This window comes from Halostella sp. PRR32 (genome assembly GCF_034808085.1).
GTDB classification, from domain to species: domain Archaea; phylum Halobacteriota; class Halobacteria; order Halobacteriales; family Natronoarchaeaceae; genus Halostella; species Halostella pelagica.
In genome coordinates, this window is the sequence record NZ_JAXHGL010000006.1 from 53955 (window position 1) to 74639 (window position 20685).

The window sequence follows — 20685 nt, forward strand, 5'->3', positions numbered from 1 at the left end:
CACAATATTGCTATATTCTCTCCGGTAGCTCAGAGCGATATTGCTCGGAGAGAAAGGTACACATCACGCGTGAGAGCGGTGACCGCGTAGCCGATATCCGCTGGGTCGTTCGCGAGCACCTGGAGCGAGAACTGAGGTGATGAAGAATGAAACGCGAGTCACGGCCTCTTCATTCCCTCGTTAGAGCGGTTTTACCGCCAGCTGGTCCAGCCCCCGTCGACGACAAGTGACTCACCAGTCACGTAACTCGCCAGTTCACTCGCGAGGAATACTGCGGCCCCGCCGATCTCCTCGGGCTGTCCGTATCGTCCGAGAGGGATCTCCTCGAGCATTGCTTCGACCTGTTCCGGACTGATATCCTGATCGCCGGCGATTTTCGTCTCGATACTGCCCGGGTGGATAGCATTCACCCTGATCCCATCGTCAGCCAGCCTGTGTGCTAGCGAGTAGGTGAGCATAGTCAACCCACCCTTTGACGCAGAATAGGTCGGCCAGTTCCCGTTTCCGAAGAGGCCAGCGATGCTCGAGATGTTGATGATGGTTCCCCCGTCGTGTTCGACCATTCGTTGAGCGGCGATCTGGGAGCCGAAGTAGGCTCCTTCGAGATTGACAGTCATCAACTGTCCATAGTCCTCTTTGGTGACTTCGAGGAAATCATCGGGGTGCCAGATCCCGGCGTTGTTGACCATTACGTCGATACCACCGAACTCGTCGGCGGTGTCTACTGCCGTTTCGAGGTCCGTTCTGTTCGTGACGTCACAGTTTACGAACGTCGACCGCGTGTCTGTCTCCTGTTCGATCTGTTCGTGCGTAGGGGTCCCCCCTTCCTTTGGCTCTTGTTGAATGTCTGCGACAATGATGGAGTGCGCCCCGTGGTTAGCGAACTCACGGGCGATGCCCCGGCCGATCCCTGAACTTCCGCCGGTTATGACGGCTGTCTGGCCGTCGAGTAATGCCATGTTGGAACACCGTAGTACAATTGGCGACGAGGGAGGTTAAATTCAGGCGGCCGGTTCCCGAGTACTCACATAAACATCCTGTCTTCGGGGTTCTCCTTGGTCGAGAGTGACCGTTCACCGTCGTCGAGGGGTTCTATCCGTTTTATCGTTATGAGGACTCGCAGTCGTGGTGGTCTCCCCCAACGTCTGCTGGGGAGCGTCACGAACTACGTCGTCACGCACGCTGCTGTCCCCGTTCACGTTGTGCCAACAGCCGATCAAAAGACATGATTTCGTTGGACGAATGACGATTCATTGATTCAAGAGGACACCCTCCTGGGGGGAACGAAGTAGGCCAGGTAGGTCACATTGCAGTGCTAGACTCCTTTCTGGAGGTCATCTCGTCGGGGACGAGTCGATAGAACTCGAATGGAACGTCCTTCACGGGGCGACCGAAGATGTCCACGAGCGGGATATGGACCCGTCGAAGTCCTTCGAGCGAATCCGTTGCGACCGACGCTTCGGTGGTCTCTTTCAATTGCCCTTTGGCGATGACGCTCTGCCAGTTCTCGTCTTGTTGTCCGTAGACCACGAACGTAACGTGACTGCCGGCTACATCTCCCTTGTCACTATCGGGGCCGACGGCGAGCCTGAAGTAAAAGGTCGTATCGGACTTATCGTAGCCGTAGGAGACGGGGACGGAACGCGGCGATTCGTCGTCCGAACTTGGAAAGGAGATGACGCCGGTGCCGCCGGTACCGAGGAACGCGTTGCGCTCTTCGGCGTCCATCGCTGTCGGTTCTGTATCACGCATGGTGGATACTACGAGAGACGTCGGGATAAGTTCCCCCCTGAAATAATACGGACCAGCGGATCTTCGACGTACAACTCGTTGCGTATTCGCCGAGAACGAATGTCGAAATAAGTAAGTACGCTGACGAGTAGGACGCGGATTTGAGCGTCATTGGGGACAGGGTATGACTGGAATCGAGAAGGGGCTCTTGGGTGGCGTTACCGAGCAGGTACTCCACCAGAGTGACATCCCGGTGTTCGTTGTCCGGGGTGAAGATGCAGTTTCCGAGAAGAATGAGGGGTATTCCCGGGATCTCATTCCGACGGATGGGAGCGAAAACGCGGAAGCAGCTACCCCGCAGGGAGTAACTTATCGATATCAGCTTCGGTCATTCCGCTGGTGTATACGTATTCAACGTGCTCCATAGGGAACTCCACGTGATGAAAACTCAAATAGACTCCTCGGTTATGAGAATCGACTGCGGGATTGGTCCTCTATAATACGCTCGAGAGTGAGTATCCAATCGTGGTCGACGATCCGCACAGCCAGTCGGCCGATTCAGTCTTGTCAGCCTATGACACGTCTGCTGATGGATTGGCTACTGGGGAGGCCAAGCAGCAACTCGTGGAGTACGGCGAGAACGAGGTCGTCCAGGTGAGCGAGCGCACTCGACTATCTATCCTCGCCGCGCAGTTCGACAGCGTCCTCATCTGGGTGCTGGTTGCTGCGGCTTTCCTCTCGGTCTGGGCCGGCCATACCATCGATGCTGTCCTCATCATCGTCATCGTCATCGCCAACGGGATCTTTGGCTTCGTCCAGGACTACCGCGCCGAACAGAGCCTCGAAGCGCTCCGGGAATTGACTGCTCCGAGGGCGACCGTCCGGCGGGATGGGATGACGGCAGAGATCGACGCGACCGAACTCGTCCCCGGTGACGTTGTTGAACTAGAAAGCGGAGACGTCGTGCCTGCCGATGGGCGGCTCCTCGAAGAGACGGATCTAGAGGTCGATGAGGCCGCTCTCACGGGCGAGAGTGTGCCCGTTTCGAAGTCCACGGAACCGGTCGATCCCAATGCACCGCTTGCGGAGCACACCAGTATGGTGTACAAGGGAACGAACGTCACCCGCGGGAGGGGTGTCGCAGTCTTGTCCACAACCGGAATGGACACTGAGGTCGGCGCGATTGCCCGGGAACTGGCAGCCACCGAGGAGACGCGAACACCCCTCCAACAGGAATTGGACCAGCTCGGCCGTCGGCTCGGCCTCGGCGTGCTGGTGCTGGCTGCGCTCGTTGTTCCACTGTTGTTGCTTCGCGATACGCCAATAATTCAAGCCGGTCTTACCGCGGTGTCGCTTGCGGTTGCCGCCGTTCCGGAGGGGCTGCCGGCTGTCGTGACGCTGACGCTCGCCCTCGGGGTGCGGACCATGGCGGAGGAAAGCGCCCTCGTCCGAAGACTACCGGCCGTTGAGGCGCTAGGTGCCGTCGACGTTATCTGCACAGACAAGACGGGGACGCTCACCGAGGGGCGGATGACCGTCAGCAAAGTGTGGGTGAACGACACCGTTGTCGCTCTCGACGAGACCGAGGATGAGTTACTGGACGAGCGGGTAGAGCTGCTGTTACAGGCTGGCGCGCTCTGCAACGACGCGACCCGAGACGAGGGCGACCCCACCGAAAAGGCGTTGGTCAAGGCGGCTGAAGATCACGGATTCGATGTCGAGGCGTTACGCGAAAAACAGCCCCGCACTGATGAGATTCCTTTCTCCTCCGAAACAAAGTGGATGGGGACTGTTCACGACAACCAGGGGTATGTGAAGGGGGCACCGGACGTCGTTCTCTCGAAATCTTCGTGCGTGCTGACGGCGGACGGAACGGTTGCTCTCACGGCGGAAGCAGCCGACTGCGTTCGAGAACAGGTTCGGACGTTCGCCGACGACGCGCTCCGCGTGCTGGCCATCGCATACGCGGAAGATCCGGCCGATATCGAGAGCGACCTCGTGTTCGTCGGACTGGTCGGTATGATCGATCCGCCGCGAGAGGAAGTTGCTGACGCCCTCACGGCGACCGCGCGCGCCGGCATCGACGTGAAAATGGTAACCGGTGACAACGTTCGAACTGCCGCCGCTATCGCATCGTCGCTCGGGATGGGCCGGGAGGTGATGGAGGGACGTGAGATCGAAGCGATGGATGACGGCACGCTCCGCGAACGTGTTGAAGCGGTCGACGTGTTTGCCCGCACGTCTCCCGAACACAAGGTGCGCATTCTGCGTGCGCTCCAGGCGAACGGGCACGTCGTCGCGATGACGGGCGACGGCGTCAACGACGCACCGGCGTTGAAGAACGCCGACATCGGCGTCGCGATGGGCGTGCGCGGAACTGACGTGGCCAAACACGCGAGCGACGTGGTACTACTGGACGACAACTACGCGACCATCGAGCGAGCTGTCGAGCGCGGGCGAGCGATCTTTGACAACGTCTGGAAGTTCGTCGCCTACCTGCTCAGTGCGAATATCGCTGAAGTCGCAATCGTGTTTCTCGCGTCACTCTTTGGCTACCTCGTGTTACCAGCTGTCCAGTTGTTATGGATCAATCTGCTCACCGACGGATTACCGGCGTTGGCACTGGGTGCAGATCCACAGAGCGGCGACATAATGGAGCGACCGCCGCGTGATCAAGACCGAGGTATCGTCGATCGCCGAATGCTCGGGCTCGTCGGGGGAACCGGTACAGTATCGACGGTAGTCATGCTCGGGTTGATGTTCTCCACCCTTGATGGGGCGGTCGCCATCACGCCGTACGCGATGACGATGGTGTTCACGGGATTTGTCGCCCTCGAGTTCGAGAAGTTGTACGTCATCCGCTGGCTCCGAGAAACGCCGACGTTCTCAAATCCGTGGCTCGCACTCGCGGTCGGGGTATCGTTGGTGCTGCAGTTGGCCGTCCTGTATACCCCGCTCAATCAGTACTTTGGAACGGTTCCGCTGGAACTCGCTGACTGGATACTTATTGGTACTGTACTTGTCGCCGCGCTTCCCGGATACTTCGTCGTCGTCACCGCGATTAGACAGTATCTCCCTCTGACGTCGACCAACTGTGAATCACCTGATTAGCTGATTGAAAGCGGTAAGCACCCTTCCTCAAGGAGCCGCCGAAGGCGGCGAGTAGGCAGGGGTAGTTCACAGGATCTCTCGATGCATGGTTCGTATATCGACGGGCAGATGCCGACACGCGATTTTTAGGGTGAACCCCCCTTTATTGAGACATGGCTACAGTCCGCCGGCTCGTCATCGATGTATTGAAACCACATGACCCGCCTCTGCTGGAATTCACAGACCAGGTCGCGGAAACAGAGAGTGTCGAGGGAGTGACGTCGTCTCTCATCGAACTGGACCAGGAGGTCCAGAATATCAAGCTCACATTCGAGGGGAAAGACATCGATTTCGCGGCGATCGAAGAGACGATCGAAAACCTCGGTGGGTCGGTCCACTCCGTGGATCAAGTTGCCTGTGGTGAATATGTCGTTACGGATCGGCGCACGTTACAGGATGCCTGACTACCAGTGACGTCGATTCGACAGCTCCTGAGGCGTCTCCTCGGGAAAGAGGATGTCCTCGCGATCTCACGTCGCTACTTCATCTCGAACGGGTTCGACGGCACGCTCACGAGTATCGGGATCATTGTCGGCGCCGTCCTTTCGGGAGTACCCGACGGGCTCACCGTCATCAAGATCGGGCTGGGTGCGGCGGTCGGTCTCGGGACATCCGCAGTCTGGAGCGTCTGGGAGATTGAGCGTGCCGAAACCCGAGCTGAAATCAAACGTATCGAACGAGCGATGCTCACGGACCTCGACGATACCCGCATTCAACGGGAACAGAGTGGTGCCCGCCTCATGCACGCCATAGCGAGCGGGTCAGGACCACTTATCGGGATTCTCATCCCGTTAAGCCCGTTCGTTGTCGAGGGGGCCGTTCTCACGATGCAAGAGGCCGCGCTCGTCGCGGTCGGCTTAGGAATTAGCGTGTTAGGCGTATTTGGGGCGTACATGGGCTCGATTTCGGGACAGCGCTGGTACGTTGCCGCCGCTCGGATGGGACTCGCCGGACTGGTCGTTGCAGTCATCAATTTCTTTCTTCCGGGGTAAGAAACCTCAGTCCACCTGCTTTACCCAATCGTCCCTTCCAAACGGGCACCTGCTGTTTTATTCACGCTCCTACTATAGTACCACATGATCTCACGAATTCTCGTCCCAATGGATGGTTCAGAAATGGCCCACGAAGCACTTGAATACGCTCTTGAGAACCATCCTGACGCGGAGATCACTGTCTTGCACGTTGTGGGTGAACCGTCGCCCATGTGGGGTGAAGCAACGGGGCTTGCGCTCGAGGATGATCTTGAACAGGCGGCAGAGGACCTCGCAGAATCGGTATTCTCTTCCGCCCGAGAACTTGCAGCAGATTACAATGGCGAGATCGATACTGAGGTTCGCCTCGGGATGCCAGTCCGAGCGATTCTGAACAGAGCCGACGACTTCGACCTGATCGTAATCGGGAGCCACGGCGGATCGGTGGCCGATCGACTGTTCGTCGGCAATGTTGCACAGAAAGTTTTCCGTCGGTCGCCCGTCCCTGTAGTAGTCGTTCGGTAGATAACTCCGTTACTGACTACCTGAACTGTGTCTCTTTCCCGCCTTATGCTCGCTTACCCAGTTACTCGAACGAGACGAATACTGCGTTTTTTCGCCGACGAATGGCTGGATGGGCGCCGTACTCGGCATCGATTCGTGAACCGCCTGTAACCTCCTCGGCGGACCCATGGGAGGCCGCCCGGGGTTACCGGAACTGTTCATTGCGATTATTGGCGGTGCTCTATACGGTGTGATCGGCGGAGCAATCACGGCAGTCATTTATAACGCTGTAGCAGGGGTAGCGGGTGGCATCGAACTCCAAGTATCGTGTTGCTACAGGCATCAAGCTTCGACTAGTACCTTGACTAGATCTCTATACGTCTTGGTACTCTTAGAATCCAACTCGATCAAAGTGTATGTATTCTAATAGCACTGGTCTGCTAAGAGCTCTTATCAATATGGAGTCGATTCATCTACTTGATGGGGAATAAACTGACCATCCGTACTTTTGAACCCTCGGACGTTTCCCGAATCCTCGACCTACACGAGAACGCGATGCGCGATATCGGGGCGTACGTTGAAGGCGTGCCCGAAGAAGATTTGAACGCCATTGAGAGTACATATCTACAGAACGGCGCATTTCTCATTGGAGAATACGACGGGGAGATCGTGGCGATGGGCGGAATAAGACCGGTTGAAGGCCATCTCACAGAGATGCTGGAAGAATTTGACGAACAAACAGCAGAACTCAAACGACTACGCGTAGATCCATCGGTGCAGGGGAAGGGGTTCGGCCAAAAGATTCTGAACGAACTCGAACAGTGTGCTCAAAAACGGGGATTCTCAGAGATTGCTCTCGATACTACGAATAAGCAACCCCGTGCTCGCCAATTATTCGAAAGTAGTGGATACGAATTGGAGATCAAGACGGATGTCGAAGCATTTTCCGAACCAATGACCGTATTCGTTTACCGAAAAACTCCGCTAATGGGGTAGGAGATAGAACTCACAGTGATAATGGGGAGTAAATGAAAGACCACAAGATGGGCTGGGACTAGATGGTATTCATAACCAACTAATGGCGGGCTGAACTGAAATGGCTCGACTAGATTTCTTACCTGAAGCGAGAGATATCACTACGAAAGAGTTGGTGTCTACCTTCCAGACACTGGCAAACCAAACACGTGTTGAAGCGCTCTGGGCAATCTGGGCCACAGAAAAGGATGTAGAGCCGTTTTCCGAAATCAAGGACGGCGTATCCGCGAGGGATAGCGGAAATATAAATTACCACCTTGATCGCCTTGAGGGGGAGCTCATCACGCATACCCCAGATAGGGGGTATTCCCTCCAACCACCAGCATACTTCATAATAAACATCGCAATGTGTGCAACTTCTTCAGGTTTGCCGAATCGGCCCACAGGAGTTACGTCCTCCCCGAACGGGGGGTCACGTAGCATATCAGTGTCAATAGCCCCAGGCGAAATCGCGTTCACCGTAATTCCATGTTTGACTGCTGATTGGGCATAGAAGCGGGTCAGCCCAATGAGACCTGCTTTTGACGCTGCAGAGTGTGGACCTACATATCCCCCATTTCGGGCTGAAATAGACGAAATATTCAGGATACGCCCCCATCCTTTGTCCTTCATTTCTGGTATACACGCCTCAATCGGAAACCTGTCCTCTTGCTAGAGTCATGAATTCTTCACTGCTGATGCTCCGGATGCCGAGGTAATTGAAGAGGTGGGTATGGGGCATCCATGATTTCCCGGTATCATAGACAGTGGTGTCGAGTCCGTTCTTTCGGTGAACAGTGCTGCACTGAGTCCTGCTGGGCCACCGCCGACCACGATTACGTCACTCATTCGATCATTCACTGCCACTGATTTGAACTTAGTTCCCTCCGAAACCGCAGTTTAGTAGAATATTTATTAGCTCTGAACGCCCACCACATTGACCAAGCTAATTAATATAAAATTATAAACCAAAAAGAATTATAGTGGGGATACTTCCGTTCTGGGCGACTCTCCATTTTTGATGACTGCGATCGTAGCAATAGACGGAGGACAGAAGATGACGTATTACCACCAGACCGCTTCCGCCCACCACATCAAAGTTACCGGCGCAGAGACCTCCACGGAAGTGCTACCAAACGATGACCAGTTCCGACTGCTTTCCGAGCTACGTAACTAATCATGCTATCAGGATTGATCGCCGCAAATCAAACTGAACGATGAACCACTCATTCAACGACATAGATCGCACACACAATGTCACTACAACCGTCTGAAACCGAGCAGGTAGAATCACTCCTGACTGATTGGCTGCGTCGACACAGTATACCTGGAGCCAGTATCACCATATTTGATTCCGACTCGGAGCAATACGCAAACGGGGTTGGTGTGAGAAACCTAGAAACCACAAAACCCGCCACCCCAGATACGTTGTACGCGATGGGGTCTGTGACAAAGCCCATCACCGCCCTAGCCGTATTCCAATTGGTGGAGAACGGGGAACTGTCGCTCTCCGACGCGGTCAATGACTATGTGGAACATTTCTCTAACGTGTCTGGGCCCGCAATCACGGTTGGTGAATTACTCTCTCATACATCTGGGATGCCAACAACTGGTCCCGACCGCGCTCTCATCAATCAAGCAACCAAAGGAGTGCCTGCTGGGGTCGCTACTGAAGAGGACAGAGTCCGGTATCTTGAGCAAGCAAGCGAATACCGGGTCTCCGACGAAGAGCGATTTTTCTACAATAATACGGGCTATAATGTCCTCGGGAGAGTGATAGAGGAAGTTGCCGGTCGTTCCTTTTCAACGTATGTTGATGAGGAGATCTTCCGACCGCTGAATATGGAGCGGGCCACGTTCAACGAGGACACATTCAGTGACGCCGATGAAAAAGCGCTTGGCTATCAGATAACAGAAAGTGGGGCCACCCCGGCACCACTGCCGTTCGAGGAACTCCTGATTCCATCCACTGGATTGATCGCATCTACACGTGATATCGCCCGGTTTATGCAGGAGATGATACGTGGAGGAGGTGATGTTTTCGAGGGTACCACTCCAGAATTGGTAGATCAGATGCAGGCAGAACAAGCGATCAAACAGACGTTCCTAGATGGCACTAAACGTAGGTATGGACATGGTTGGATGCGTCAGTCACTCGGTGGGGATGAGGTTGTCGGACACGGGGGTGGAATCAGTGGCTCTACAGCCTTCGCGGGATATCTGACTGAAGCCGAGGTTGGCCTCGCAATTGCATGTAATGCTTCGCCAGAAACCCACCCGACGGATATTGGGTTAGCTATTCTGGCATTGCTATCCGGGTACTCTCGGACGAAAGTCCCTATATTTGCACTTCGAGAGAAATGCCAGGCTGTGACTGGACGTTACGAATCCTTCCAAAATAGATTTACTACGATTGTTGACCTTGCGGACGGCGGAATCTCTCTCCACACGCCTGAACAAAGTAAAGAAGAGGGAATCCGAGCATTCCCGCACCATCTTGATCCGGGGGAACACAGCTTCTATACAGTCACGAATGATGGGTCGAAAAGAGACATCGAATTTGATCTCGATTCTGACCCGGCGAACATGTACTTCAGACGGGGCCGTTTGAAACGAGTTGTCCGGTAGTGGAAAAATATTCAAACCGCTAAAAAGTCGTGTGTAAAATGTTAGATAACCGGGGTTTTTCACCGTGGAATTGGCTTTCCGTCTATTGAATCCACGGGCTGCGTAGGGGTCGTCATTTAGAATGGCCAGTGTGAGTCAGAGCGTAGTGTGACCTCCAGAGTGATTCTCTAAGCAACCTCGTGTCAAGAAGATTATTCCGCTGTACGACAGTCTTCGATATCTGCGATCAGGGCTTCAGCTTGTGCTTCTGCCGTTTCGGAGTTCCCCTCCGGGGTATCCGTTTTTCCATTCGAATCGAGGTTGGGAGTACCTGCTCCCAGCCCTCCTCGGCGTAGCTGTCGTCGGGTGCTGACTCGAAGAATTGAACGAGTGAATCGAAGGACTCGAGCCGGAACCGTAGCTCACTGGCTCGGCGTGGGTGGACGAGTCGCCGCGACGGAGTGCCAGCTGGACACCACTGGAGAACACACGATTCACCGCCAGAAAGTATCCCATCGGCTGTTTGGCGCTAGTGTTCGAACAGCGTTGCGTTAATCTGCGAGCGTGCACGCTGCAGTGTAGCGAGAGGATCTGCACCCGGTGTAGCTGCTGTCCCGTTAGCGTCGTCTACAGCCTCAAAAAGCCGATGGAGGCGAGCGTCGATGTCTCGAAGCGTCGTGTCCCCGATCGGAGAGTACGTCGCTGATCCGGTCAGCAACTTTCGCGGTCTGTCCCTCGCCCGTACCGAAAACGATCAGGAATGATGCCATGTCCGAGAGTTCGACTGGCCAGGGCAAAACAGTGCCGTCTGTCACATTCACAACACTACTATGGTGGGACAGAGGACGATCAAGTGTCTACTGAGTAGTATAACGATAATGGCGCCGGCAACAGAGAAATCCCGTCGAAAGACGTAGGTTATGGGTGATGGAATACCCGCTGCTCGTATACGACGACGACTGCGGCGTGTGCACTCGTGCAGCGGTGTTCATCGAAAGGCGGTCAGACGTAGACGTCGTCGGGTTTTCCGAACTGACGTCTGAGCTACGGAGCCGCCTCCCGGAGGACTTCGAACGCTGTGCTCACTTCATTACCGCTGATAGCGTCAACTCCTGTGGGGAAGCGATGGAGCGCGCCTACGAACGGACGGGGCTGCCACCATCTGGACTGTTGCCGCTGTTCAGGCGTATCCCGGGATACGGGTTTCTCCGCGAGTGCGTGTACCAAATCGTCGCCGGGCACCGTCCATTGATCAGCCGATTGCTACCGTAATCGAGAGTCGCACTGTTCCGTGTATCGTCTTGTAGAGCGGGGGCGAGTAGTTGGGGGTGTTGGCGTCACTGGCCTCATCTGGAGGGTCTGGCATGCGCCGCATATTCTCCAGGGTCACAACTTCCGAGAGATCCGATAGCGAGCGTCGTGACCATGACTATGTGGACCGTCATCGCGTCGCCGGATCTGTACAGAATACTGGGCGCATGAACTGTACCACTCGTGAATCCTCCCCCGAATTTTAGCCCTCAGGCGAAATATTGTGGATCGATACCATGCTTGAGAACAATGTTGCGATCGTCACCGGTGGTTCCACAGGGATCGGAAAGGCAACTGCTGCCAAATACCGGGAGAATGGTGCCCAGGTCGTTATCGCAAACCGCTCGGCCGAGACAGGTCAAGAAACAGCTGAGGAACTCGGCTGTGACTTCACCCAGTGCGACGTCGCGGAGTACGAACAGGTCAAAGCGCTCGTCGAGGCAACCGTTGAGAAGTACGGCAAATTAGACGCGATGGTGAATAATGCGGGGATCGGCCGAGTCGGGACCCTCGAGGATATGTCACACGATGATTGGCACGACGTAATGCGCATTAATTTGAACGGCGTCATGCACGGGACGCGAGCCGCGTTGCCGCACCTGAAGGAGTCCGAAGGAAGCGTCATCAACATCGCGTCCATCTATGGTCTCGTCGCTGGCCCGGCAGCGACGGCCTACGCGACGGCGAAAGGCGGTATCGTCAACTTCACGCGGTCGGTTGCAGTCGACTACGCCAAGCAGAACGTGCGAGTCAACAGCATCTGTCCGGGCTTCGTCGAAACACCGATGACTGAACCCGCCTTCGGAGAGGAAGAGTTCTACGAGTACGTTCACGGGCAGACCCCGATGGGGCGGGTCGCTCAACCAGAAGAGATAGCCGGCCTCGCAATGTTCCTCGCCTCCGATGAGGCCTCCTACATAACGGGAGCGAACGTCCCTGTTGACGGTGGGTGGACAGCACAGTAAGGGAGCGCCCAAATAGCATTCGGACCGGGTCCGCTGTGAACGGCTTCGAGGGCAAGCCCCGATTCCCCCGCAGAACTGACGCTCTAGCCGACGAGGAATAAGTCGAGAAATATCCGGATGATAGAGAGAAAGATCGCCGCCTCGACGGCGATCGGGATTGCGGTTACAGACGAATCAATGAGTGAGCCTATCAGACCCGATATCGCTAGTTCGAAGACTGCATTTTAGAACGTGAGTACGACGATAAGCCCCGGAAATACCGCCATCACGGTCCCGACGATGTCTTCCAGTTACTACTTGGTGGGCGGGGGTGTGATAGTATGCGATACTTCTACGATGCTCTCCCTGTATCCACTTCATTCAACTATTTGACCGGATCGTCAGTCGTTTGAAACTCGGGGAAGCCGCGGTCCGGAGACATCGACGCAGAAGCATTCGTCACTGACCCGGGAACAGCAGCAACCGTCCGACCACGAAGACAAAGTACAGTCCCAGCAGATAGCCGCCCTCAGTCCGCGTGAGTTCTCCGTCATTCACGTACAGTGTCCACCCGAGCAACCCAGCACCAGTCACGAGCTTGAAGGGCAGGTCCCAGAGGACGATCGCCGGTGGGACGTAATAGGTGGAGATTGCACCACCGATGCCAATGCCGAGGAGGGGATTGACGATGTTGCTCCCGACGAGCGTTCCGAGTGCGACGTTGGGCGACCGTCGACGGATCGCGTCCATGACGATCGTTAACTCCGGGAGTGCGGCAGCCACGCCGATGGTAACGATCCCGACCATGGATCCGCCGAGGGCAAGCATATCGATGACCGCCTCGATGACCGAAAGCATGAGCGAGGCAGACAGTAGAACGAGGACGAGCAGACTGATTGCGATGACGGCATCTCGACGAGGATTGACGCTCGGCGGCTCTCGAAGCGTCTGGGTCCGCTCCCGACGGATGACTCTCACTCCGACGTAGACCACGTAAAGAGTTACCAGCAGGAGCCCGTCCAGCCGACTGATCGTCCCATCCCAGGCGAGAGCCATAGTCACGACGAACACGCCCAGCATGGGCAGGTAGCTCTCGCGGACGAATGTCTCAGTGAGATCGAGGCTGCCGTACCCGATGAGGAGAATTCCGACGAGGAGGAGCTGCTGGACGGTCGAAGAGCCGGTGTTCCCGCCGATGACGACGGCAGACGTGGTTTGGTAATCCAGGGCACCGGAGAGGATACCCAGTGATGCGATGAAGTGGGAGCCGATCTCCGGCAAGCTCGTTCCCACAGCGAGAATCGTCAGTCCGACGAGCGCCTCCTCAACGTCGTAGTACTCGGCGAGCGCCAGCAGCCGGTCGATAGCACGACTCGCCGCAGTCACGAGCGTGTACAGTGCGACTGCGCCGATAGAGACCAGGGTCAACAACTCACCCGAAACCGGCATGTCAACGCTCGGCCAGCCACGTATCGTCCCACTGTCGTTCGTAGTCAGGGTCGAACTGCTCGGCGGTCCAGACAGGGCAGTTTTCGCACTCCCAGATCCTCCAGACGGACCCGTCCCGGGTCACGACGCCGACTGACGCCCAGGCATGGCGGTCGCATGTTGCCTCCTCGGGCATGGGTATACAGTCGGCAAACAGCGAGAAAAACGTTCACAATTCACTACAGTTTTCTGAACCGAACGGGAAGACGCGATGACTTACTTGAGGGGGGCTCTTCCACTGACGTCATCAATCGGACCGCTTTACAACGAGAACTGGGACATTGGCGGTCCGCAACACGGTGGAAGCAACGCTGCCGATAAGCTGGCGCTTGAGATTCGAACGGCCGTGCGAACCCATGACGATGAGATCGATATCGTTCTCATCGACGTATTCACGGATACCGGCAGCGACCCCCTCAAACGATTTCGTCCGTTTGACGGCAGTCTCCACAGTCACCTCTGGAGCAGACTCCTCGATCTTGTTCGCAACGCTATCTACGGCCTCTTGGCCTCTTGCGTCGAGGCGTTCGAGAAATTGCTTTTCGAGTCCCCCTGCGTTAAATTCACCTCCTGCAGCCTGCAGATCTACCACGTTCAACACGTGAACGTCTGAACCGTCGCGCTGCGCAAACGCTATCCCATGGGGGATCGCCACTTCGGCGTTTTCGCTACCATCGGTGGTAATAAGGACGCGTGAATACTCGGCATCTGTTTCGTCGTCACTGCTTGGGATGACGAGCACTGGGCAGTCACTCCGGTGGAGGACCTGCTCGGTAACACCGCCCAGGAGACGCCGACCGAGTCCGGTCAATCCCTGTCTCCCGACGACGATGAGACCAGCGTTCTGCTCGGTTGCACACTCGCAAATCTGACTCGTGGGCCTGCCTTCGGCCAGTTCAGTGGTCACAGACAGCCCGAGATCGGATGCGAGGTCCTCGATTTCTGTGACGGCTTCCTTCGCCCGTTCGCGCAACCGGGTTTTCTCGGCAGCCGATTCCGTGAGTCGGAGTGCCTTCTGGTTGATTACGGAGAGAACGGTGACGCTCGCGCCGAACGCTTGGGCAATTTTGAGCCCGCGTCTCGCTGCTCGCCTCGCTTCTTCACTCCCGTCTACAGCGATTATAATCCGGTCATACATCATAGATGGGATTTTGGGGGCTACTCTATTCATCGTTTGGTAGAGTGACCGGACCGGGCTAGATGTTATCAGACCCTGTCCCGTAGTCCCACAGGAAGATCAATGAACTTCGATGAATTCACCGGACAGATACAGCATCGGCTCGAACTCCCCAGGACAGGTGAGGCAGTTCGTGCGATCCGTGCGACGTTGATGACGCTCGGGCAGCGAATACCAGAGGGAAATGCCCAGGATCTCGCTGCATCCCTTCCGATGGAGATCAAGTGGTACCTGACCGGAGCGGTTCACGAGCACGGCCAGCGGTTCGACTGGCAGGAGTTCGTCTCGCGGGTCAGCGATATAGAAGGCGCTGAGAGACCCGACGCGGCCTACCACGCGCAGGTCATCGTCGACCTAGTGGCGTCCCAGGTTCCCGACTCCGACTTCCAGCAACTCCGCGACCAGCTTCCGGAGAGCCAGAACGACGAGAACTGGCGCAAACTCTTCGAGGTCGTCGACGCAGGCGGTTGGGAGGAGGGAGAAGGGGCACAGCCAGATGGAGGAACCCCGCTAGGAAACAGTAGCGAAGGCGAGTGAGAATCGAACAGAAGAGGAAACAGAGTTTGGACGATGAATGGACAGCCGTTCGATAAACAGGTTTCTCACCGGGCTTCTACGGGTAAACGAGCGCTGTTTCCCGAAGTGAAATCACCGCCTTTCAGAGCTACTCTGGTTGTCGGACCGTCATCACGGGTACTGGTGAGGTACGGACTGTTTTCTCGGCGACGCTCCCGAGGAGATATCGCTCGATGCCGCTCCGCCCGTGAGTCCCCATCACGACGAGATCGACGTCGTGCTCGTCTACGTACGTGCGGATCTCCCGGTAGGGACTTCCGTGTTCGACGGCCGTTTCGACCGCGGAAACGGACGCCGCCGTCGCTCTCTTCTCGACGATGTCAACCGCCGTTCGCGCTTGTTCTTCGAACGCGTCGAGCACTCCTGCAGAACGCATGTCGATCCCCAGTCCCATCGTGTCGACGAACGAATTTGGGACTGATGCCCAGCCCTGCTATTTTCCCGTCGAGAAACGATCCCCCTGTCAGGACAGACCGCTAGGACGGGTAACTTCTCAAATCGCTCACTCACCCGGTGTGAGCACTCTCACGGACAAACAGATAGACTGAAAGAAGGACGAACACTGAAGCGATGACGCCCGTGAGGAGTCCAACTACGAAGCGCTGCATGCCACCGAAAAACCAGATCGAACCGAGGTATATCGCGAACCCCGCGCCGAGAAGATAGAGAATCGGACGCCAATATGATGTGAAGTAGACGACAGGCCAGGCGAGAAGAGCGAGGCCGATGAGGATGAATTGCGTCGCTTGCTCTTCAGAAACGGACGGCACGAGGATGCCGAGGGCTAGATGGACGCCTGCGAGTATGATCGCCGTGAGCAAATGTGTCCAATTGAGTACGTCTATTTGACACCGTGATTCGACCACCATTCGAGTCCGGATCCCTGCCTGTCGCTACGTCGTCCAGACAGGAAAACTCTGAGTTGAGCAGTACACGTGTAGTCCGCAACCGATCGGTAGCGAAGCGAGAGAGAGCCTATACAAGATGATAGATATGCCCAGAACGACGAGATCGACACATCATGGGAAGCCACGACCGGGAGGACGATTTCCCGCTCCCTAAGGGAAATGTGTCAAGGCTGTCATGCGACGGCCGCCCGCTCTCGCCTCCTTCGTCCGGTGGCTACACTTCTTTACGGCTCGTGACTTCCGTGGGATCGAGACAGAAGAACTCGAACGTCACTTCTCGCAACGGTCGGTCGAAGACGTCGACGTATGGAATCATCACCCGCTCTAGTCCTTCGAGTGTCTGATTCGTTATCGCTTCATCTGTCGTTCGCTGGAGGCAGCCTTTTGCGACGACGCTCCGTCAGCCGTCGTCGGTTTCGCCGTATGTGACGAAGGACACAGCGCGATCAGGCAATGTCCTTCTCTGACCTCCGTCCCCAGTCGCAAGTCGAAAGTAGAACATTGACTCGGCTGCGTTATACCCGTAGGATACGGGCACGGCGTACGGAAACTCGCTGTCTTCCTGTGAGAGCGAGATAACACCCGTCCCGCCAGATCCGAGAAAGTTGTCGCGCTCGTCAGCACTCATCTCGACCTGATCCTCGTCCTCCATGTCAACACTCACGTAACCGGGCCGGAAAAAGTCATCTCCGGTCCAGTAAAGTTCACGACGCTCCCGGAATTCAACTCGGTCCCGTATTTGACGATACTGTGTCGTCTCAGCGTGTGGCTGACCCCACAGCTATTTCTCCGTTTCTACGGAATTAGACGGCATGAACGAACCGTTATTCGGCTATCTCGTGCCAGAGACGGTGGGGCTGTTCACCGACCGGTACGAGTTGACGATGCTACGTGGCTACCGGGACGCTGAGCACACGCCCGAGGCGGCATTCTCCTTGTATTTCCGGAGTCTTCCCCGAGATCGAGGTTACGTAATCGCCGCCGGCCTCGAACAGGCGATAGCATATATTCGCGGCCTATCGTTCGGAGAACGGGTGCTCTCCCATCTCCGCGAGGAAGGATTTCCCGAGCCATTTCTGGACTATCTCACGGAATTCGAATTCACTGGCGACATTCGTGCGGTTCCGGAGGGCACGGCAGTATTCCCGAACGAACCCATGCTCGAGGTCACTGCGCCGATAGACCAGGCGCAGCTGTTCGAGACGCTCCTGATCAACCAGATCGGATTTCAGAGCCTGATCGCGACGAAGGCAGCCAGAATGCGTGACGTCGTCCGCCGGTATGGCGACGATCAGACGCTGGTCGATTTTGGCGGGCGACGGGCACATGGAACAGACGCCGGACTCAAGGCTGCCCGAGCAGCCTACGTCGGCGGCGCCGACGGTACGTCGAATGAGGCCGCCGGTGAAGCCTTCGACCTCCCGGTCTCCGGGACGATGGCTCACTCGTGGATACAGAGTTACCCGAGCGAGCGAGAATCTTTCGAGGCGTTCGTAAATGTCTACGGCGAGGACTCTGTCCTGCTCGTCGACACGTACGATACAGTCGTCGGTGCCCGGACTGCCCTCGAAGTTGCCCGGGATACTGGCGTCGACATCGAGGGAATCCGCCTCGACTCGGGCGATCTCGTGGCTCTCTCGAAGGAGGTCCGCCAGTTCCTGCCCGACGAGATGGCTGTGTTCGTCTCTTCGGGCGTCGATGAGTACTTCCTTCGAGAGTTCTTCGAAGCGGGGGGCGTCGCTGACGGCTTCGGGCCAGGGACGGCATTAACGACGAGCGCGGATGCGCCGACGCTCAATCCGGTATACAAACTGGTCGCCGTCGGAGACGACGGTGAGATGGAACCCAGTATGAAACTCTCTAAGGGGAAGGTGTCGTATCCGGGTACGAAGCGCATTCAGCGGTTCGAAAGCAACGACGGGTTCGATCGAGACGTACTGGCCCTGGCTGATGAAGATGTCGGAGGACGGGACGTACTCGTCGACATTTTGCGTGACGGTGATCTCGTCTATAAGTTCCCGAGTCTCGAGGACATTCGACAGCGAACGCTTGAAACCCTCGACCGGCTACCGAAGTCAGTCCGCGCTATCGAAGCCCCGGCCGAGTACCCGGTCGATATCAGCGACGAACTCGAGACAGTGACCGAGAAGCGACGGTTGGAACTCCGTCGAGAAATGGGGATATAACCGATATCCGTCGTTTTGATCACCAGATATCGTCTTTGTCTACAGCGAGAGGGCCCGTATCGCCCGGCGTTCATTCGACAGAAATCGGAAGTACCGGATCGGAAACCGGTCAACTGACAGGCCCGACCCAGAATCGATATGACTCCTGCACGAAGCCGTACCTTATTAGTAATATACACAAGAGTTGTCCTCACCGGTAAGCTCGAATTGTGAAATCGAAGTATCGGGACGGCAACGTGAGAATAGACATTCTGTCAGTTGGTCAATAGTCGTGGCGTCTGCTCTTTTCGGGTTCGATTACAACGATAAGTATGTAATTCCGGTCGGTAGTGTCGCCGATACGTTCAACCAGACCGGGAAAAGTAGGATTCACCCGAGGACGTAATCGAGTCGCGGGTAGCGCTCGAGGAGCGTCTCACCGCCGACGTCGATGTTCTCGAGGTACTGGTCGAGGCCGAGGATCCGGCCGGCGCCGAAGGCGGCGACGGCGAGGAACACCAGCATGTAGGCGAAGTCGCCGTTGATCAGGCCGTGTTCGACGCTCCAGTTCCCGAAGTAGAACAGGAGCATCATGAGCGCGCCGAAGAACGCCGCCAGCCGGACGACGGCGCCCACCAGCAGGGCGAGCCCGATCAGGAGCTCGCCCCACGGGACGGCGACGTTCACGATCTCGACGAACCACGGCGTCGCAGCCATCCACGCGAACACACCTTCAAGGGGGTTGCCGTTGGTCGCCGCGACGTTGGCGAGGTAGCCCTGAGCCGACCAGCCCGCTTCGAGCACCTTCTCGAGGCCAGCGTACAGGAACGCCCAACCCATCATGAGCCGCAACGCGAGGACGAACCACACGCTCAGTCCGTGCGCGCGTCTCTGGACGGTGACTGATCTTGCTCTCGAACACGTTGGGGCCGACTGTTGTCTTTTGTGTAGCCATCTTACTCACATGTAGAGAGAGGCGCCGCGAGATGATATACTAGATAGGCAATTCTCTGCATCAGGGAATCCGGAGTTCCTACCGACGGGGACGAGGGAGACGACGCGTCGTTTCTCGTGTACGTCGACCCAGTGACGCAGCGTGTGAGCGTCATCTGACGGTGATACGATCGGTCGGCGCTATTAATAGTATACCTCCCGACAGACGAGCCATAAGTAAACTCCGACGGATCGTCCTCGACGTGTTGAAACCGCACGACCCGCCGCTACTGGAGTTTTCGGAGCGTATCGCGAACGTCGAAAGTGTCGACGGCGTCACGGCGTCGCTCATCGAACTTGACCAGGAAGTCCAGAACGTTAAACTCACTATCGAAGGAGATACCCTGGAGTACCCCACCCTCGAAGAGGCGATAGAGGAACTCGGTGGGACCGTCCACTCCGTCGATCAGGTGGCCTACGGCGAGTACGTCGTTGAGGAGCAGCGAACGCTCCAAGACGACTGAGTCCGTGCCCTCGAAACGCCGCCTCTTGCGGACGCTGCTCGGTCGTGAGGACGTCGTCTCGATCTCCCGTCGCTACTTCGTCTCCAACGGGTTCGACGGGACGCTGACGAGCATCGGCGTCATCGTCGGCGCAGTTTTGTCTGGCGTTCCCGATGGTGCGACGGTCATTGCGATCGGTCTCGGTGCCGCCGTCGGCCTGGGTACGTCAGCGGTCTGGAGCGTCTGGGAGATAGAGCGTGCCGAGACCAGAGCCGAGATACTCTGGATAGAGCAGGCGATGCTCACCGACCTGGACGACACGCGCGTCCAGCGCGAGCAACGAGGTGCGCGATTTGTCCACGCAACCGCAAGTGGCCTCGGCCCCCTCATCGGGATTCTGATCCCGCTTACGCCGTTTCTGTTCGAGGGGCCTCTCCTGTCGATGGCTGAGGCGGGCGTCGTCGGCGTCGGACTCGGGATTGGTATCCTGGCCGTGTTCGGTACATACATGGGATCCATCTCGGGTCAGCGGTGGTACGTGTCGGCAATTCGAATGGCGCTGGCGGGGCTCGTCGTTGCCGTCATCAACCTCTTCTTACCCGGGTGACTGTCGCCGGTTCAAGGGAGGACCGACGATCCATTATACGGATCGCTGTAGCGATTTACCGGGACGACCCCACACGTTCGTGGGCGGATCCGAAAC

The 20685-nt window shown here is 56.8% G+C and carries 21 protein-coding genes and 4 pseudogenes; 13 read left to right on the plus strand and 12 right to left on the minus strand.

What is annotated here, in order from left to right:
- Positions 1-191: 191 nt before the first annotated feature.
- Entirely contained in the window at positions 192-959 is a 768-nt protein-coding gene (locus tag SM753_RS17140) for an SDR family oxidoreductase (RefSeq protein ID WP_323192556.1), read from the minus strand.
- A gap of 150 nt (positions 960-1109) precedes the next feature.
- On the opposite strand from SM753_RS17140, the gene SM753_RS21415 reads away from it, so the two are divergent.
- Entirely contained in the window at positions 1110-1229 is a 120-nt protein-coding gene (locus SM753_RS21415) for a universal stress protein (RefSeq protein WP_369335372.1), read from the plus strand.
- Between the two features lie 73 nt (positions 1230-1302).
- Here the strand turns inward: SM753_RS21415 and SM753_RS17145 are convergent, their stop codons facing one another.
- Entirely contained in the window at positions 1303-1752 is a 450-nt protein-coding gene (locus SM753_RS17145) for a pyridoxamine 5'-phosphate oxidase family protein (protein WP_323192557.1), read from the minus strand.
- A 504-nt stretch (positions 1753-2256) separates the two neighbouring features.
- Here SM753_RS17145 and SM753_RS17150 point away from each other — a divergent pair.
- From SM753_RS17150 to SM753_RS17170, 5 genes are all read left to right on the plus strand, one after another.
- Positions 2257-4842, plus strand: coding sequence for a calcium-translocating P-type ATPase, PMCA-type (locus SM753_RS17150; protein ID WP_323192558.1), 2586 nt, complete (start codon positions 2257-2259; stop codon positions 4840-4842).
- Between the two features lie 152 nt (positions 4843-4994).
- Positions 4995-5285 carry a DUF211 domain-containing protein gene (locus tag SM753_RS17155; protein ID WP_323192559.1) on the plus strand — a complete coding sequence of 97 codons (291 nt, stop codon included), beginning with the start codon at positions 4995-4997 and terminating at the stop codon, positions 5283-5285.
- 6 nt (positions 5286-5291) lie between these two features.
- A complete protein-coding gene (locus tag SM753_RS17160) occupies positions 5292-5873 on the plus strand; it encodes a VIT1/CCC1 transporter family protein (RefSeq protein WP_138798992.1) in 582 nt (193 codons plus the stop codon).
- 84 nt (positions 5874-5957) lie between these two features.
- Positions 5958-6377 carry a universal stress protein gene (locus SM753_RS17165; protein ID WP_323192560.1) on the plus strand — a complete coding sequence of 140 codons (420 nt, stop codon included), beginning with the start codon at positions 5958-5960 and terminating at the stop codon, positions 6375-6377.
- 459 nt (positions 6378-6836) lie between these two features.
- Positions 6837-7352: a GNAT family N-acetyltransferase gene (locus tag SM753_RS17170; RefSeq protein WP_323192561.1), complete on the plus strand. Its 516-nt coding sequence runs from the start codon at positions 6837-6839 to the stop codon at positions 7350-7352.
- A gap of 288 nt (positions 7353-7640) precedes the next feature.
- Here the strand turns inward: SM753_RS17170 and SM753_RS21420 are convergent, their stop codons facing one another.
- Together SM753_RS21420 and SM753_RS17175 are read right to left on the minus strand one after the other, a co-directional pair.
- Entirely contained in the window at positions 7641-8024 is a 384-nt protein-coding gene (locus SM753_RS21420) for an SDR family NAD(P)-dependent oxidoreductase (RefSeq protein WP_369335377.1), read from the minus strand.
- A pseudogene (locus SM753_RS17175) lies at positions 8023-8219 on the minus strand (FAD-binding protein); the annotation flags it as partial. The gene SM753_RS21420 and the pseudogene SM753_RS17175, both read right to left, overlap by 2 nt.
- 405 nt (positions 8220-8624) lie before the next feature.
- Here SM753_RS17175 and SM753_RS17180 point away from each other — a divergent pair.
- On the plus strand, positions 8625-9998 hold the full coding sequence (locus SM753_RS17180) for a serine hydrolase domain-containing protein (RefSeq protein WP_323192562.1): 1374 nt from the start codon (positions 8625-8627) through the stop codon (positions 9996-9998).
- A gap of 647 nt (positions 9999-10645) precedes the next feature.
- Here SM753_RS17180 and SM753_RS21425 read toward each other — a convergent pair.
- Positions 10646-10747 (minus strand): annotated as a pseudogene (locus SM753_RS21425) (protoporphyrinogen oxidase); the annotation flags it as partial.
- 157 nt (positions 10748-10904) lie between these two features.
- Between SM753_RS21425 and SM753_RS17185 the strand changes: the two are divergent.
- Both SM753_RS17185 and SM753_RS17190 read left to right on the plus strand, forming a co-directional pair.
- Positions 10905-11249 (plus strand): DUF393 domain-containing protein, encoded by a 345-nt coding sequence (locus tag SM753_RS17185; protein ID WP_323192563.1) that lies wholly within the window; start codon positions 10905-10907, stop codon positions 11247-11249.
- A gap of 275 nt (positions 11250-11524) precedes the next feature.
- Entirely contained in the window at positions 11525-12253 is a 729-nt protein-coding gene (locus SM753_RS17190) for an SDR family oxidoreductase (RefSeq protein WP_323192564.1), read from the plus strand.
- A 438-nt stretch (positions 12254-12691) separates the two neighbouring features.
- On the opposite strand, the gene SM753_RS17195 is transcribed toward SM753_RS17190, so the two are convergent.
- From SM753_RS17195 to SM753_RS17205, 3 genes are all read right to left on the minus strand, one after another.
- On the minus strand, positions 12692-13681 hold the full coding sequence (locus tag SM753_RS17195) for a hypothetical protein (RefSeq protein WP_323192565.1): 990 nt from the start codon (positions 13679-13681) through the stop codon (positions 12692-12694).
- Position 13682: 1 nt separating this feature from the next.
- Complete coding sequence (locus SM753_RS17200; RefSeq protein WP_323192566.1) at positions 13683-13856, minus strand: hypothetical protein; 174 nt, start codon at positions 13854-13856, stop codon at positions 13683-13685.
- Positions 13857-13967: 111 nt separating this feature from the next.
- Positions 13968-14858: a universal stress protein gene (locus tag SM753_RS17205; RefSeq protein ID WP_369335378.1), complete on the minus strand. Its 891-nt coding sequence runs from the start codon at positions 14856-14858 to the stop codon at positions 13968-13970.
- 102 nt (positions 14859-14960) lie between these two features.
- Here SM753_RS17205 and SM753_RS17210 point away from each other — a divergent pair, with 102 nt between their 5' ends.
- Positions 14961-15434, plus strand: a complete 474-nt coding sequence (locus SM753_RS17210) for a DUF2267 domain-containing protein (RefSeq protein ID WP_323192568.1) — start codon at positions 14961-14963, stop codon at positions 15432-15434.
- Between the two features lie 127 nt (positions 15435-15561).
- Here the strand turns inward: SM753_RS17210 and SM753_RS17215 are convergent, their stop codons facing one another.
- The 3 genes and pseudogenes from SM753_RS17215 to SM753_RS21430 form a co-directional block, all read right to left on the minus strand.
- Positions 15562-15867: a universal stress protein gene (locus tag SM753_RS17215; protein ID WP_323192569.1), complete on the minus strand. Its 306-nt coding sequence runs from the start codon at positions 15865-15867 to the stop codon at positions 15562-15564.
- Positions 15868-15979: 112 nt separating this feature from the next.
- Positions 15980-16342, minus strand: a complete 363-nt coding sequence (locus tag SM753_RS17220) for a hypothetical protein (protein ID WP_323192570.1) — start codon at positions 16340-16342, stop codon at positions 15980-15982.
- A 253-nt stretch (positions 16343-16595) separates the two neighbouring features.
- A pseudogene (locus tag SM753_RS21430) lies at positions 16596-17033 on the minus strand (pyridoxamine 5'-phosphate oxidase family protein).
- Positions 17034-17193: 160 nt separating this feature from the next.
- Here SM753_RS21430 and SM753_RS17230 point away from each other — a divergent pair.
- The gene (locus tag SM753_RS17230) at positions 17194-18567 is read left to right on the plus strand and encodes a nicotinate phosphoribosyltransferase (protein WP_323192572.1); all 1374 of its coding nucleotides are present in this window, start codon (positions 17194-17196) and stop codon (positions 18565-18567) included.
- A gap of 369 nt (positions 18568-18936) precedes the next feature.
- Here SM753_RS17230 and SM753_RS17235 read toward each other — a convergent pair.
- Positions 18937-19501, minus strand: a pseudogene (locus tag SM753_RS17235) (DoxX family protein).
- A gap of 211 nt (positions 19502-19712) precedes the next feature.
- On the opposite strand from SM753_RS17235, the gene SM753_RS17240 reads away from it, so the two are divergent.
- The gene (locus SM753_RS17240; RefSeq protein WP_369335379.1) at positions 19713-20003 is read left to right on the plus strand and encodes a DUF211 domain-containing protein; all 291 of its coding nucleotides are present in this window, start codon (positions 19713-19715) and stop codon (positions 20001-20003) included.
- Positions 20004-20007: 4 nt separating this feature from the next.
- Complete coding sequence (locus SM753_RS17245) at positions 20008-20589, plus strand: VIT1/CCC1 transporter family protein (RefSeq protein WP_323192574.1); 582 nt, start codon at positions 20008-20010, stop codon at positions 20587-20589.
- Positions 20590-20685: the final 96 nt, after the last annotated feature.